Raw genomic sequence first — 15572 nt, forward strand, 5'->3', positions numbered from 1 at the left:
TAAACAATGGCCCGCAAAGCGCCGTATGAGGTGGTAAGTATCGGTAAGAAAACAGTCGGCCGCGGCGGCGCGCGTCAGCCTACAATTTCGGCATGAATCCACAGGTCCTCATCGTCGACGACGATCCCGTCGTGCGCGATCTGCTCTGCCAGTTCCTGCAATCGAACGGCCTCGATGTGTCCGTGCTGCACGACGGTACGCACTTGCGCCGGCGGCTGGAACGCGAACGGCCATCGGTCGTGGTGCTCGACATCATGATGCCGAAAACCGACGGGCTGCGCGCGCTCACCGCGCTGCGCGCAGCGGGCGATGACATTCCGGTGATCTTCGCGTCGGCGCGCGGCACGGTGTCCGACCGCATCGTCGGACTCGCGCTCGGCGCGGACGACTACATCACGAAGCCGTTCGATCCGCGCGAACTGCTCGCACGCATCCATACGGTGCTGCGGCGTCGCGGCCCGGCCACGCCGAGCGCACCCGAAGCGCGCGAACGCTTCCGCTTCGGTCCGTTCGAACTCGACTTCGCGACCCGCGCGTTGACGCGCGACGGCCAGCGCGTGACGCTGCGCGACAGCGAGTTCGCGCTGCTGAAGATCTTCATCAAGCATCCGTACAAGGTGCTGTCGCGCGTGCTGATTCACGATCTCGTGCATCGCGACGACCTCGCGTTCCGCGATCGCAGCCTCGATGTGCCGATCTGGCGTCTGCGCCGCGTGATCGAGGAAGATCCGTCGAACCCGTGCTACATCCAGACCGTGCGCGGCAAGGGCTACGTGTTCGTACCGGACGCGGATGGCGCCGGCATCCAGTTCGAAACCGCCACGGCGGACACGATGGATGACGACTCCGCGCGGCCGGACCACGCCGACTTCCTCGACGAAGACGACACCGAAGGCGGACCTTCCGCGAGCGCATGAAAAACCCGCTGAACACGCTGTTCGGCAGGATGGCCTTGCTGTCGACTGCGGTGTTGCTCGCGATTCAGGCGGGCTGGTTCGTGCTGGTCGTGCGGCAACCGCCGCGTCATGAAATCGATGGCTTCGCGCGCGGCATGCTGCTCGTGCTGCGCGCAGCGAATGGCGAATCCACGTCGAGCGGCGCGGGCGTCGACCCGGCGCAGCGCGTGCACCTCGTGCCGACGTGGAACATGCCCACCACCGTGCAACTGCACGACCCCGCGCAACCGTCGCTCGCGCAGCTGCGCGACCGTCTGCTGCACAACCTGCCCGACGGCACCCAGGTGCAGGTCGACGACATGAAGCCGCCGCGCATCTGGGTGCGCTTTCCCGGCCGGTCGATGTGGATCGTCGCGCCGGTCGACCTGCCGCCGCCGCCGCGCTTCCTGCTCGAGGCGATCGCGATGCTGATCGGCGCGCTGCTGCTCTCCCTCGTCGCGGTGTGGCAGATGCAGCGTCCGCTCACACGGGTCGCAACGGCCGCGCGCGAATTCGGCGACGGCGTGCGGCCCGATCCCGTCGGCGAGCGCGGGCCGCGCGAACTGCGTGATCTGATCGCTTCGTTTAACGATATGATGCGGCGCCTCAACGACGCCGACGACGATCAGGCCGTGATGCTGGCGGGCGTCGCGCACGACCTGAAAGCGCCGCTCACACGCTTGAAGCTGCGCGCGAGTGTGCTGCCTTCCGCGCGCGACCGTTCCGAGTTCACGCGTGACATCGATTCGCTGACCAACATCGTCCAGCAGTTCCTCGAATTCGCGGGTCAAGCCGCCGACGCTGGACCGCCTGTCGAAGTCGACGCGTTCCTGCGCGAACAGTTCTCCGCGAGCGACAGCCCCGACGAGGAACCGCTCTTCTCGCTCGATCTGCGCGCGGGCCCCGCGTTCACGCTGCCGCGCACGCTGCTCGACCGGCTCGTCACCAATCTCGTCGACAACGCGCTCGAGCACGGCGCGCCGCCCGTCGATATTTCGACGGCGCGCGGACCGCGCCAATGGTCGATCACCGTGCGCGATCACGGCGACGGCATCGCGGAAGATCGCATTGCCGCCGCGATGAAGCCGTTCGTGCGGCTCGATGCGGCGCGCGGTGGCGAAGGCCACTGCGGCCTCGGGCTCGCGATCGTCGCGCGGCTCGCGCAGGAAAGCGGCGGTCGCTGCGACGTGACGAATCATCCGGACGGCGGCCTCTCTGTGCAGATCGTGATGCCAGTCAGCGAGACGCGCCACGAAGCGCGCTGCGAACCGCGCAGCGCGCTTTGCAGCGAACCGGCCGCCCACCTCCAGCACGAGCCGCTGCGCTTCAACAGCGCGCCGAATCGCGCGGCGTGATGCGCGCATCCGCGCTGGTGTGGCGCTGGCGAGGTGTAGGGATCGGTAACGCTTACGCGGGCTTACCATTCGGCCCATGCTCAGGATCGCGTTCTATAGTGAAGTCCGGCTTTCTCGAAGCCGAACCCCAAGGCTCCCACAAGCCTAACCCTTGAGGCCCGCATGCCCGGCACGGCAGCGGGCCGCTTTTTTTGTGGCTGCGTTTGTTTATCGAACGAGAGGAAGGGAACGTTGCGCGGTGTGCCGATGCAGGCGATCAGCCCTGCAGCACGAGACGCGTACGCAGCTGCGAGACGGTTGCGTCGGCAAGGCCGAGACCCGTGGTCAGGTAGTTCTTCACGGTGCCGTAGTTCGCCTGCACCTGCTGGAATGCGGCCTGCAGATAGCTTTCCTGAGCCTGGTAGAGCGGTGTCTGCGCGCTCGCCGCATCGTCGCCCTGCTGCTCGCGGATCACGGCGAGACTCGCGTTGATCTCCGCCGATGCGTAGCCGTTCGTGAGCAGATAGTCCTGCATGATCACATCGAACGGCGCATTCGCGATGCTCAGCAACAGCGCCGCCACCCAGCCCGCAATATCCAGCTGCGTGCCGCTGTGAAAGAGCTGCGTGCCCGTGGTCTGGTTCAGCTGCGACAGCACCGCGCCGAGCGCGGCACGCCGGACGTCGCTCGTCACGAACGCGCTCCACTCGGCCTGCATCGTTGCGACGGCCTCGGCGGCCGTGGAGGGTGTGGTGACAGTGGTCTGCGGCGTGCCTTCCACGTTGATCGTCACGTAGCCGGCGCCGACCGGCACGACGTCCGCGGTCTGCGCGATGTCGGCGGGTGTGCGCAGATCGTAGACCGTCACGATGTTGAGCGCGTTGACGACCGCCTTGTCGGCGTCGGAGAGCGTCAACGCATCCGAACGGTAGAACACGCCGCGTTTCACGCGCAACCCGTCGACCGTCGGATAGCCGTCCGCCGCACCGCCCACGTCGCGAAAGTTCGCGACCGATGCGATGCGTGGCGTCGGCGTATCGTTGCCATCGCTCGCTGTGATCGAACCGCCGCACGCGCTCAGCAGCGCACCGCCGAAGCCGGACAGCGCCAGCACGCCGGCCGTGCCTTTCAGCAGCGACCGGCGCCGCGGATCGGGCACATACGCAAGTTGCGGATCGCGACGCCACGCGCCAGCCATGGCTGGCGTCGCCGGCAAAGCGGAACGGCCTTTCGCGATCGGATTCATGGACGGCACGGAATGAGGCGCTTCACGATGTGGACACGCGAAGCGAAAAGGTCAAACGGGGGCAGCATGCAGGTACGCGCAGCAGTGTAACGGCTGCAAGTGGAAATTCGATTACCGTGCAACGCAGTGTAAGAGATAGCAAGACGCGGGGAGTTTTCGGACTCGCCCGTCGCGCTCGATCGCATCCGCGCGAACTCGGCTCACAAGGCCGCGCGAGAGCCCAATTTTTGGCTGACTATTCGCCTTCGTATAACGCACCGTAAAATACCGACCACTCATGCCGCGCGGACCCGATCCGGCCGGCACCAGCGACCGGGGGAAAACGCACGATGGGATCGTTCCAGTGGTTCACCGAGTTGAGCGCGCGCGAGCGCCGTACGCTGTATGCGGGTTTCGGCGGTTACGCGGTCGATGCGTTCGACTTCATGATCTACTCGTTCCTGATCCCGACGCTGATCGCGAGCTGGGGCATGACGAAAAGCGAAGCCGGCCTGATCGCGACGAGTTCGCTGATCTCGTCGGCAGCGGGCGGCTGGCTGGCCGGCATCCTCGCGGACCGCTACGGCCGGGTGCGCGTGCTGCAATGGACCATCGCCACCTTCGCGGTGTTCACCTGCCTGTCCGGCTTCACGAATTCGTTCGGTCAACTGCTGACCACGCGCACGCTGCAAGGCATCGGCTTCGGCGGCGAATGGTCGGTCGTGACGATCATGATGGCGGAGACCATCCGCTCGCCGCAGCACCGCGCGAAGGCGGTCGGCACCGTGCAGAGCAGCTGGTCGTTCGGCTGGGGCGCGGCTGCGATCCTCTACTGGGCGTTCTTCGCGCTGCTGCCCGAGCAGTACGCGTGGCGCGCATGCTTCTGGATCGGCCTCGTGCCCGCGCTGTGGATCATCTATATCCGCCGCAACGTCAGCGATCCGGAAATCTTCATCACGGCCCGCGCGGCGCGTTCCAGTGACGATGTGCGCGCTCAGTTCCTGCAGATCTTCGCGTTCCCGCATCTGAAGACGACGATTCTCGGCAGCCTGCTCTGCACCGGCATGCTCGGCGGCTACTACGCAATCACCACGTGGCTGCCCACTTATCTCAAGACCGTGCGGCATCTGTCGGTGTTCAACACGAGCGGCTATCTCGTCGTGCTGATCGTCGGCTCGTTCTGCGGCTACATCATCGGCGCGATCCTGTCGGACCGCATCGGACGGCGCGCGTCGTTCATCCTGTTCGCGGTGGGCTCGTTCGTGCTCGGCATGATCTACACGATGCTGCCCGTCACCGATCACGCGATGCTGCTGCTCGGCTTCCCGCTCGGCATCGTCGTGCAGGGCATTTTCGCCGGCGTCGGCGCGTATCTGTCGGAGCTGTACCCGGGCGCGATCCGCGGTTCCGGTCAGGGGTTCTGCTACAACCTGGGGCGCGGCGTCGGCTCGTTCTTCCCGATCCTCGTCGGCACGCTGTCGCAGACCACGGAGCTCGTGAAGGCGATCGGCATCGTCGCGGGCACGGGTTACCTGCTCGTGATCGTGTCGGCGCTCTGCCTGCCTGAAACGAAGGGCAAGTCGCTCGTCGAAGCGGCTACGCCGTCTGCCTGAGGGCGGCCGCGTCATGCACACGATCGTCCTTGGCGCCGGCGTGATCGGCGTCGCCACGGCCTGGTACCTGCGCGAGTGCGGCTGCGACGTTACGGTGATCGAGCGCGAACCGGACGTTGCGCTCGCGACGAGCTTCGGCAACGCGGGCGTGATCGCGCCCGGCTACGTGACGCCGTGGGCCGCGCCGGGCATGCCCGCGAAGATCCTCAAGTACCTGTTCAAGCCCGCTTCGCCGCTGATTTTCCGGCCGACGTTCGATGCCGCGCAGTGGCGCTGGATCGCGCGATGGCTGCGCGAATGCGACATCGAGCGCTTTCGCGTGAACAAGCAGCGGATGCAGCGCATCGCGTACTACAGCCGCGAATGCCTGCATGCGTTTCGCGCGCAGCATCCGTTCGACTACGCGCGCAGCGATGGCTACCTGCAGCTGTTTCGCAGCGAGTACGACGTCGAGTTCGCGCAGCCCGCGCTCGCGGTGCTGCGCGACGCGGGCATCGCGCATCGCGAAGTGAGCGCCGCCGAATGCGCGCAGATCGAGCCGGGGTTGCGCTGGGCGCGCCAGCAACCGGTGTCCGGGCTCTATCTGCCCGACGACGAAGCCGGCGACTGCGCGCGCTTCACCCGCGAACTGCGCGCGCATTGCGAAGCGCATGGCGTGCGGTTTCGCTTCGACACGCGCGTGACCGGGCTCGACGTGCAGCGCGGCGCGGTCCGCGGCGTGTACGTGGAGAGCGCGAGCGGCAAGGAGACGTTGACCGCCGGTGCGGTGGTGGTGGCGATGGGTGTCGACAGCGCGGCATTGCTCGCGCCGTTCGGCGTGAAAGTGCCGCTCTATCCGGTGAAGGGCTACTCGGCAACGCTCGCGGTGGTCGACGATGAAAAAGCGCCGCGGGCCGCGTTGATGGACGAGTCGCTGAAGACGGCGATCACGCGCTTCGGTCCGAACCTGCGCGTGGCGGGTACGGCGGAACTCGGCGATCGCCGCGCGACCTTGCGCGAGCAGGCACTGCAGACGCTGATGAAGGTGCTCGACGACTGGTTCCCGCACGCGGCCGCGCCTTCGTCCGCGCAGTTCTGGGTCGGACATCGGCCGATGACGCCGGATGGCGCGCCGCTGCTCGGCCCGTCGGGTGTCGACCGGTTGTGGCTCAACGTCGGACATGGCTCGACCGGCTGGGCGATGTCGATGGGCTCGGGACGCGTGGTCGCGGATCTCGTCACGCAGCGTGTACCCGAGATCGATCTCGATGGGTTGACGCTTGCGCGATATGGGCGCTCGAGATCTTCTCAGCGCTGAGGCGCCAACGGCATCGTCATCAACGCTTCGTAGCGCGCTCCCCGGCGCGCGAGCGTGCTCGAATACAGCGCCAGCGCTTCGAATCGCACAAGCAGTTGCCCGGGTGTGAAAAACACCCGCTCGACTGCCGGCGCCTCGCGGCCGAACCGCGCAAGCGTCACGTGCGGACGAAACGCGCGCGCATCCACCGGCAAGCCGAGTTCCAGCATCAGCGAACGGATGCGCCAGTCGAGCGACGTGAAGTCGTCGGACATCGCGAGTTCAGCGACGGTCAGCTTCGGATGAGCGGCGCTGGGCCAATGCGCGATTCGCGTGATGGCCGCGGGCGCGACGCACATCGTCTGTTCCTGCAGGGCGTCGACGAGCGCGCTGCCGCGCTCCACCGACAGCGCGCCGATGAACGTGACCGTCAGATGCAGCTGGGCTTCCGGCACACGACGAGCGATCTCGGGCGCCGGTATCGCCGCGAGCGCGACGCGCGACGCGTCGTCGGGCACGAGCGCGATGAAGCAGCGTTGCCAGCCTTCGGTCATCGGTGACGTCCTCGCCGGATGCGGGAACGCTCACTGTAACGCGATGCTGGCGCAAGCACAGGTGGATGCGTCAGCGACGCTGTTGGCGCGGCGGATTGGACCGGATTGGAGCCGCGGACGCGAAAAAGCCGGGTCATCCTCGCGGATGCCCGGCCCTGTCTTCGTCTCCACCTCTTCCTGCAATCTTCCTGCCGCGGCCGCACATGTGTGCGCTACGGCCGGCAGCGGTTCATGCTCAGCGCGGCAGTTCCGAATGTCCCATCAGGTATGCATCGACCGAACGCGCGCACTGACGGCCTTCGCGGATCGCCCACACGACGAGCGACTGGCCGCGGCGCATGTCGCCCGCGGTGAAGACCTTGTCGACCGATGTGTAGTACGCCTTGTCGCCTTCCGTCGCCGCGCGCACGTTGCCGCGCGCATCCTTGTCGACGCCGAACGCTTCGAGCACCGGCGAAGCCGGCTGCGTGAAGCCCATCGCGAGCAGCACGAGATCGGCCTTCAGCTCGAACTCGGAGCCCGGCACTTCCTGCATCTTGCCGTCCTTCCATTCGACGCGTGCCGCGATCAGCTTCTCGACCTTGCCGTTCTTGCCTTCGAAGCGCTTCGTTGCCACCGACCAGTCGCGGTCGCAACCTTCTTCGTGCGACGACGATGTGCGCAGCTTGATCGGCCAGTACGGCCACACGAGCGGCTTGTTCTCTTCTTCCGGCGGCTGCGGCAACAGCTCGAACTGCGCGATATCCTTCGCGCCGTGACGGTTCGACGTGCCGACGCAGTCCGAACCCGTATCTCCACCGCCGATCACGACGACGTGCCTGCCCTTCGCGAGCAGCTGGTCCGCGACCTTGTCGCCGGCGTTGACCTTGTTCTGCTGCGGCAGGAAGTCCATCGCGAAGTGGATGCCCGCGAGTTCTCGACCCGGCACCGGCAGATCGCGCGGCGTTTCGGAGCCGCCCGTCAGCACGACGGCGTCGAACTGCTCCTTGAGCTCGTCCGGCGTGACGGTTTCCTTTGCGGTGTTGCCGATCTGCACCGGCAGCGGATCCTTGCCGATGAACACGTTCGCGCGGAACGTCACGCCTTCCGCTTCCATCTGGCGCATGCGGCGGTCGATCAGCCACTTCTCGAGCTTGAAGTCGGGGATGCCGTAACGCAGCAGTCCACCGATGCGATCGTTCTTCTCGAACACGGTCACGTCATGGCCCGCGCGCGCGAGCTGCTGCGCGACGGCGAGACCCGCGGGACCCGAACCGACGACGGCGACCTTCTTGCCGGTCTTGTGCTTCGGCGGCTGCGGTGCGACCCAGCCTTCGGCCCACGCCTTGTCGATGATCGCGTGCTCGATCGACTTGATGCCGACCGGGTCGTCGTTGATGCCGAGCGTGCACGCCGCTTCGCACGGCGCCGGGCAGATGCGGCCCGTGAACTCGGGGAAGTTGTTGGTGGAATGCAGGACTTCGATCGCGTTCTTCCAGTCTTGATGGAACACGAGGTCGTTGAAGTCCGGAATGATGTTGTTGACCGGGCAGCCGTTGTTGCAGAACGGGATGCCGCAATCCATGCAACGTGCGCCCTGGATTTTCGCTTCGTCGTCGGCGAGTGCCGACACGAATTCCTTGTAGTGCTTCACACGCGTGAGCGGAGCCTCGTACGTCTCGTGGCGACGTTCGAACTCGAGAAAACCGGTTGCCTTGCCCATGTGGTTTCCGTCTATCTGATCTGATTCGGTGGGGAGTCCGCATCCGCCGCGCGCGGGCGGCGGATGCGTCGTCGTATCGTCTATGTGCGGGTTGCGCGGTGTCGGTCAGGCGGCGAGCACTTCCTTGTTCGCCTTCTTCGCACCGATTTCACCGAGCGCGCGCTTGTATTCGGTCGGGAAGACCTTCACGAACTGGCGGCGCGCCGCATCCCAGTTTTCGAGCAGCGCCTTCGCACGCGGCGAGCCGGTGAACTGGAAGTGCCGCTCGATGAGGCCCTTCAGCAGCGCTTCGTCGGTCTGGCCGGTGTGCCACAGCGCTTCCGGCACTGTGCGCTCCTGCTCGGCCGACTGCAGCACCGGTTCGAGCGCGACCATCGACTTGTTGCACTTGCCGGCGAACGTGTTGTCCGGGTCGTACACGTACGCGATGCCGCCGGACATGCCGGCCGCGAAGTTGCGGCCCGTTTCGCCGAGCACCACCACCGTGCCGCCCGTCATGTATTCGCAGCCGTGATCGCCCGTGCCTTCGACGACCGCCGTCGCGCCCGAGTTACGCACGCAGAAGCGCTCGCCCGCCACACCGCGCAGGAACGACTCGCCTTCGATCGCGCCGTACATCACCGTGTTGCCGCAGATGATGTTTTCCTCGGACTTGCCGCGGAAATCGTTGGTGGGACGGATGATGATGCGGCCACCCGACAGACCCTTGCCGACGTAGTCGTTGCCATCGCCGACGAGATCCAGCGTGATGCCCTTCGCGAGGAACGCGCCGAAGCTCTGGCCGGCCGTGCCCTTCAGCTGGATGTGGATCGTGTCGTCGGGCAGACCGTCGTGGCCGTACTTCTTCGCGACCATGCCGGACAGCATCGCGCCGACCGTGCGGTTCACGTTGCGCACCGGCTGGATGAACGATACGTGCTCGCCGTTCTCGATCGCGTCGCTCGCCTTCTCGATCAGCGTGTGATCGAGCGCGCGGTCGAGGCCGTGATCCTGCGTTTCGACGTGCAGGCGCGCCACGTCGGCCGCAACGCCCGGCTGATAGAACACGCGCGAGAAGTCGAGACCCTTCGCCTTCCAGTGCTCGACGCCCTTCTTCATGTCGAGCAGATCCGAACGGCCGATCAGGTCGTCGAACTTGCGGATGCCCAGTTGCGCCATGATTTCGCGCACTTCTTCGGCGATGAAGAAGAAGAAGTTCACGACGTGTTCCGGCTGGCCCTGGAATTTCGCGCGCAGCACCGGGTCCTGCGTCGCGACGCCGACCGGGCACGTGTTCAGATGGCACTTGCGCATCATGATGCAGCCTTCGACGACGAGCGGCGCCGTCGCGAAGCCGAATTCATCCGCGCCGAGCAGCGCGCCGATCGCGACGTCGCGGCCGGTCTTCATCTGGCCGTCGGCCTGCACGCGGATACGGCCGCGCAGGCGGTTCAGCACCAGCGTCTGCTGCGTTTCGGCAAGGCCCAGTTCCCACGGCGTGCCCGCGTGCTTGATCGACGACAGCGGCGACGCGCCGGTGCCGCCGTCGTGGCCCGCGATCACGACGTGATCGGCCTTCGCCTTCGCGACGCCCGCAGCGACCGTGCCCACGCCCACTTCCGACACGAGCTTCACCGAGATGCTCGACGCCGGGTTCACGTTCTTCAGATCGTGAATCAGCTGCGCGAGGTCTTCGATCGAATAGATGTCGTGGTGCGGCGGCGGCGAGATCAGGCCGACACCCGGCACCGAATAACGCAGCTTGCCGATGTACTCGGACACCTTGTGACCCGGCAGTTGACCGCCTTCGCCCGGCTTCGCGCCCTGCGCCATCTTGATCTGGATCTGGTCCGCCGACGCGAGATACTGCGCCGTCACGCCGAAGCGGCCCGACGCGACCTGCTTGATCTTCGAGCGCAGCGAATCGCCGTCTTTCAGCGGAATGTCGGTCACGACTTCGTCGCCGATCACGGACTTCATCGTGTCGCCGTTCTTGATCGGAATGCCGCGCAGTTCATTGCGATAGCGGTTCTCGTCTTCGCCGCCCTCACCCGTGTTCGACTTGCCGCCGATGCGGTTCATCGCGACGGCGAGCGTGGCGTGCGCTTCGGTGCTGATCGAACCGAGCGACATCGCGCCCGTCGCGAAACGCCTGACGATGTCCTTCGCCGGCTCCACCTGCTCGAGCGGGATCGCACGGGTCGGGTCGACCTTGAACTCGAAGAGGCCACGGAACGTCATGTGACGCTTCGTCTGATCGTTGATCAGATGCGCGTATTCCTTGTACGTCTGGTACGAATTGCTGCGCGCCGAGTGCTGCAGCTTCGCGATCGCGTCCGGCGTCCACATGTGGTCTTCGCCGCGTACGCGGTACGCGTATTCGCCGCCGGCGTCGAGCATCGACGCGAGCACCGGGTTGTCGCCGAATGCTTCGCGATGCAGACGAATCGCTTCCTCGGCCACTTCGAACAGACCGATGCCGCCCACCTTCGACGCCGTGCCCTTGAAGTACTTCGACACGAGATCTTCGGCCAGACCGACCGCTTCGAAGATCTGCGCGCCGGTGTACGACATGTAGGTCGAAATGCCCATCTTCGACATGACCTTCTGCAGGCCCTTGCCGACTGCCTTCGTGAAGTTGTAGATCGCCTTGTCGACCGACAGATCGCCCTTCAGGCCGGCTGCGAGCTGCGCGAGCGTTTCCATCGCGAGGTACGGGTGCACGGCTTCCGCGCCGTAGCCTGCGAGCAGCGCGAAGTGGTGCGTCTCACGCGCGGAGCCCGTTTCGACGACGAGACCCGTGCTCGTGCGCAGACCCTGCTGCACGAGATGGTTGTGGATCGCGGACGTAGCGAGCAGCGCCGGGATCGCGACGTTGTCGCGGTCCGTCTTGCGGTCCGACACGATCAGGATGTTGTAGCCGGACTTGACCGCATCCACGGCTTCCGCGCACAGCGACGCGAGGCGCGCTTCGATGCCTTCCTTCGCCCATGCGGCCGGATAGCAGATGTTCAGCTCGTACGAGCTGAACTTGCCGCCCGTGTACTGATCGATCTCGCGGATCTTCGCGATGTCCTTGAAGTCGAGCACCGGCTGCGACACTTCGAGACGCATCGGCGGGTTGATGTTGTTCGTGTCGAGCAGGTTCGGCTTCGGGCCGATGAACGACACGAGCGACATCACCATGTTTTCGCGGATCGGGTCGATCGGCGGGTTCGTCACCTGCGCGAACAGCTGCTTGAAGTAGTGGTACAGCGTCTTGTTCTTGTTCGACATGACGGCGAGCGGCGAGTCGTTGCCCATCGAGCCGACCGCTTCCTCGCCCGCCTGCGCCATCGGCGCCATCAGGAACTTGAGGTCTTCCTGCGTATAGCCGAACGCCTGCTGACGGTCGAGCAGCGCGGCCGCCTCGCGGCGCTCCATCGCGACGTCTTCCGCCTTCGGCTCGATCTCGTCGAGCTTGATGCGCACCGCGTCGATCCAGCTCTTGTACGGCTTCGCGTTCGCGAGGTTGTCCTTCAGCTCCTTGTCGTCGATGATGCGGCCGTGCTCCATGTCGATCAGGAACATCTTGCCCGGCTGCAGACGCCACTTCTTGACGATCTTCGACTCCGGAATAGGCAGCACGCCCGCTTCCGACGCCATGATCACGAGGTCGTCGTCGGTAATGATGTAGCGCGCCGGACGCAGGCCGTTACGGTCGAGCGTCGCGCCGATCTGACGGCCGTCGGTGAACGCGATCGCCGCGGGGCCGTCCCACGGCTCCATCATCGCGGCGTGGTACTCGTAGAACGCGCGACGGTTGTCGTCCATCAGCGTGTGCTGTTCCCACGCTTCCGGAATCATCATCATCACCGCGTGGACGAGCGGATAGCCCGCCATCACGAGCAGCTCGAGGCAGTTGTCGAACGATGCGGTATCGGACTGGCCCGGGTAGATCAGCGGCCACAGCTTCGGCAGGTCGTCGCCGAGCACGTGCGACGCGATTGCGCCGGTACGTGCGTTCAGCCAGTTGACGTTGCCCTTCACCGTGTTGATTTCGCCGTTGTGGGCGATCATCCGGTACGGGTGCGCGAGCTCCCACGCCGGGAACGTGTTGGTCGAGAAGCGCTGGTGCACCAGTGCCAGCGCCGAGACGCTGCGCTCGTCCTGCAGGTCGCGGTAGTACACGCCGACCTGGCCTGCAAGCAGCAGGCCCTTGTAGACCACCGTGCGCGCCGACATCGACGGCACGAAGTATTCCTTGCCGTGCTTCAGCTTCAGCGCCTGGATGCGGTGGCTCGCGGTCTTGCGGATCACGTACAGCTTCCGCTCGAGCGCGTCGGTCACCATGATGTCCTTGCCGCGGCCGATGAAGATCTGGCGGATCAGCGGCTCGCTCGCCTTCACCGTGGGCGAAATGGGCATCGTGTGGTCGACCGGCACGTCGCGCCAGCCGAGCACGACCTGGCCTTCGGCCTTGACCGTGCGCTCCAGTTCCTGTTCGCACGCGAGACGCGACGCGTGTTCCTTCGGCAGGAAGATCATCCCGACGCCGTATTCGCCCGCGGGCGGCAGCGTCACGCCCTGCTTGGCCATTTCTTCGCGGTAAAAGCCGTCCGGAATCTGGATCAGGATGCCCGCGCCGTCGCCCATCAGCGGGTCGGCGCCGACGGCGCCCCGGTGGTCGAGATTCTCCAGGATCTTCAGGCCCTGCAGGATGATCTCGTGGCTCTTCTTGCCCTTGATGTGCGCGACGAAGCCGACGCCGCAGGCGTCGTGCTCGTTCTGCGGGTCGTACAGACCCTGCGCGGCGGGGAGCTGAGAAGCAGGCAGCTGATGGTCGTTCATGGGGACACCGTCTGTGAGGGGCCTTAAGCGGCCGTTGAACCGTTGTTCTTTGTCGCCCGCGGCCTGCCTGGAATGCGTCTCCTCCTGGCGGGCCGCGACGCTCCGGGCGAGACGCCGGAGCGGTGGAATTCGGAATATACGCGACGAATCAATGAAATAGCAAACAAAACGTGATGATCGAGCCCCTATTATCAATGTGGTGCACGACGCGTCACTTTTAATGGTGTCATATCAAATCGGTGCAAAAGAAAACGGCATGCGCAGATGCCGTTTCGATTGCAAACCGTTGAAGCGAAAGACTTACTGGGTCTGCGGGGTCTCGCTGCGGACCTTGCGGGGCCGCCCGCGCGGCAGCGGCGACACGCGCCGGTTGGCCGCCCGCGCCGCCCATTCCCGGTACGATTCGCCGCCGAGCACCCAACCCTTCAGCGTGGCCTGCTGCAGCTGATTGGCCTCGCGCTCGTCGAGCGGCTGCTCGCACAGCTCGCGATAGGCGCGCTGACGCTCGAACGGCGTGTTGCCGAGCGACCAGTAGAGCGGATGGTCCGTGATGAGGCTATCCAGCGTGAGACCGATGTGATGCCGGTAGCTCGACCAGCGGTAGTCCTCGGGCACCGACACGAGCTGGTTGCGCGTCGGGCTCAGTTCGACCACGCGGCTCGCCAGCAGGAAGTAGCGCTCGCCCTCGATCACGGTCGCGCGATAGCGGCCCTCCCACAGCGTGCCGCGCCGCGCGTAGCGACGATTGAAATGCGCCACGTAGCGGCGGCCGACGGCCTGCATCGCCTTCGGCAGGCTCGATTCGTCGGTGGGTGTGACGAGCAGCTGTACCGCGCCCGGCATCAGCACATACGCATGAATGCCCAGATGATGATCGCGTGATGCCGCCTTCAGACAGTCGATGAACAGTTCATAGTCCTGCTCGTCGACGAAAGCGGGCTGCTGGGAGAGGCCGCGCAGGATCACGTGCTGCGGCTGGTCGGGAACATAGAGACGTGCTAGCCGTGCCATGCTGGGTTATCCAAAAGTCGCGTTGGTGAATACCCGAAGGTCCGAAACCCGCGCCAGCGCTGGCATTCCGCGCGGCGCGGCAAAGCCGGAAAACATTGCACCCCTAGGGAAAATGTTCTAACCGGCGCATATGGTCTGTTTCAAACGTTGTGTTCATAATGAGCGGGCCTTTATTGGAGGAGCACATATGAAATTAAAACAGGCCACCTTGGGGTGCGTGGCGGCGCTGCTCGGCATAACGATGACGACAGCTCACGCGCAATCGGCCGGCAGTATCTATCTCAGCACGGGCTGGTTCCATTTCTCCCCTCAGGACAGCAGTGATCCGCTGAAACTTCTGAGCGTTGGTGGCACACCCGTCAACCAGTATCAGGCAGGCACCGGCGCGGGCATCGATAACTCCGATACCCTCGGCTTCAGTGCCGGCTACTTCATCACCGATCACATCGCCGCTGAAGCCGAACTCGGGTTGCCGCCCAAGTTTGACCTCGAAGGCACCGGCACTCTCACGCCGTACGGCACACTGGGTACCGCACGTCAGTGGAGTCCCGCGCTGCTCTTCAAGTACTACTTCCGTGACCCTGCCGCAACCTTCAGGCCTTATGCCGGACTCGGTGTGACCTACGTGTGGTTCACCGACGCGCAGATCACCAATTCGCAGTTCGAATCCGGCGTTCTGCATGGTCCGACCAGCGTATCCACGGATCGTTCCTGGGCACCGGTATTTAATCTCGGCTTCAACTACGCGATCACCAAGCACTGGTTCGCCGGCGCCTCGGTGTCGTACATTCCGCTCAGCGTAACCGCGCATCTGTCGACCAACGCCACCACACCAGTGGGCACGTTGAACGTACAGTCGGAGGCGAAGATCAGGCTGAACCCGATCGTCACCTTCATCAAGATCGGCTACGTCTTCTAGGTCTAGCTTAGGCAAAACATCGAAGCTGTAGCAGTCTATCGAGCGCCGCCGTGCAGTTCTTCGCACGGCGGCGCTTTCGATTTTATGCCTGTCAGCAGCGTGTGTGCGAGCGCGGACCGCTTTGTAATGTTGACCAGCGCGCGGCGCTTTGCGATGTAATTTGTGCTGGCATCGTGCGCAAAGCAAGGCGTGGC

General features: G+C 65.1%; 10 protein-coding genes. 5 read left to right on the plus strand and 5 right to left on the minus strand.

Annotated features, from left to right (window positions below; all coding sequences use genetic code 11):
* Positions 1–92: 92 nt before the first annotated feature.
* Both DVS29_RS29660 and DVS29_RS29665 read left to right on the plus strand, forming a co-directional pair.
* On the plus strand, positions 93–917 hold the full coding sequence (locus DVS29_RS29660; protein ID WP_118184105.1) for a response regulator: 825 nt from the start codon (positions 93–95) through the stop codon (positions 915–917).
* Positions 914–2290, plus strand: a complete 1377-nt coding sequence (locus DVS29_RS29665; RefSeq protein WP_118184106.1) for an ATP-binding protein — start codon at positions 914–916, stop codon at positions 2288–2290. Before DVS29_RS29660 ends, DVS29_RS29665 begins: the two co-directional genes overlap by 4 nt.
* Before the next feature lie 256 nt (positions 2291–2546).
* Here DVS29_RS29665 and DVS29_RS29670 read toward each other — a convergent pair whose 3' ends face one another.
* The gene (locus DVS29_RS29670; protein ID WP_240655842.1) at positions 2547–3515 is read right to left on the minus strand and encodes a tyrosine-protein phosphatase; all 969 of its coding nucleotides are present in this window, start codon (positions 3513–3515) and stop codon (positions 2547–2549) included.
* A 329-nt stretch (positions 3516–3844) separates the two neighbouring features.
* Here DVS29_RS29670 and DVS29_RS29675 point away from each other — a divergent pair, with 329 nt between their 5' ends.
* Both DVS29_RS29675 and DVS29_RS29680 read left to right on the plus strand, forming a co-directional pair.
* A complete protein-coding gene (locus DVS29_RS29675) occupies positions 3845–5107 on the plus strand; it encodes an MFS transporter (protein WP_118184108.1) in 1263 nt (420 codons plus the stop codon).
* A gap of 13 nt (positions 5108–5120) precedes the next feature.
* Positions 5121–6404, plus strand: coding sequence for a D-amino acid dehydrogenase (locus DVS29_RS29680; RefSeq protein ID WP_240655843.1), 1284 nt, complete (start codon positions 5121–5123; stop codon positions 6402–6404).
* Here the strand turns inward: DVS29_RS29680 and thpR are convergent.
* From thpR to DVS29_RS29700, 4 genes are all read right to left on the minus strand, one after another.
* The gene (gene thpR, locus DVS29_RS29685) at positions 6395–6937 is read right to left on the minus strand and encodes an RNA 2',3'-cyclic phosphodiesterase (protein ID WP_118184110.1); all 543 of its coding nucleotides are present in this window, start codon (positions 6935–6937) and stop codon (positions 6395–6397) included. The two genes, DVS29_RS29680 and thpR, sit on opposite strands and share 10 nt — an antisense overlap.
* A gap of 235 nt (positions 6938–7172) precedes the next feature.
* Positions 7173–8639, minus strand: a complete 1467-nt coding sequence (locus DVS29_RS29690; protein WP_118184111.1) for a glutamate synthase subunit beta — start codon at positions 8637–8639, stop codon at positions 7173–7175.
* Positions 8640–8744: 105 nt separating this feature from the next.
* Positions 8745–13448: a glutamate synthase-related protein gene (locus DVS29_RS29695; RefSeq protein WP_118184112.1), complete on the minus strand. Its 4704-nt coding sequence runs from the start codon at positions 13446–13448 to the stop codon at positions 8745–8747.
* 300 nt (positions 13449–13748) lie between these two features.
* Positions 13749–14459: a transposase gene (locus DVS29_RS29700; protein ID WP_118184113.1), complete on the minus strand. Its 711-nt coding sequence runs from the start codon at positions 14457–14459 to the stop codon at positions 13749–13751.
* A 187-nt stretch (positions 14460–14646) separates the two neighbouring features.
* Here DVS29_RS29700 and DVS29_RS29705 point away from each other — a divergent pair, with 187 nt between their 5' ends.
* Positions 14647–15378 carry an OmpW/AlkL family protein gene (locus DVS29_RS29705; RefSeq protein WP_118184114.1) on the plus strand — a complete coding sequence of 244 codons (732 nt, stop codon included), beginning with the start codon at positions 14647–14649 and terminating at the stop codon, positions 15376–15378.
* The last annotated feature ends 194 nt before the right edge of the window (positions 15379–15572 follow it).

The organism is Paraburkholderia phosphatilytica, from assembly GCF_003443895.1.
Lineage (GTDB): Bacteria > Pseudomonadota > Gammaproteobacteria > Burkholderiales > Burkholderiaceae > Paraburkholderia > Paraburkholderia phosphatilytica.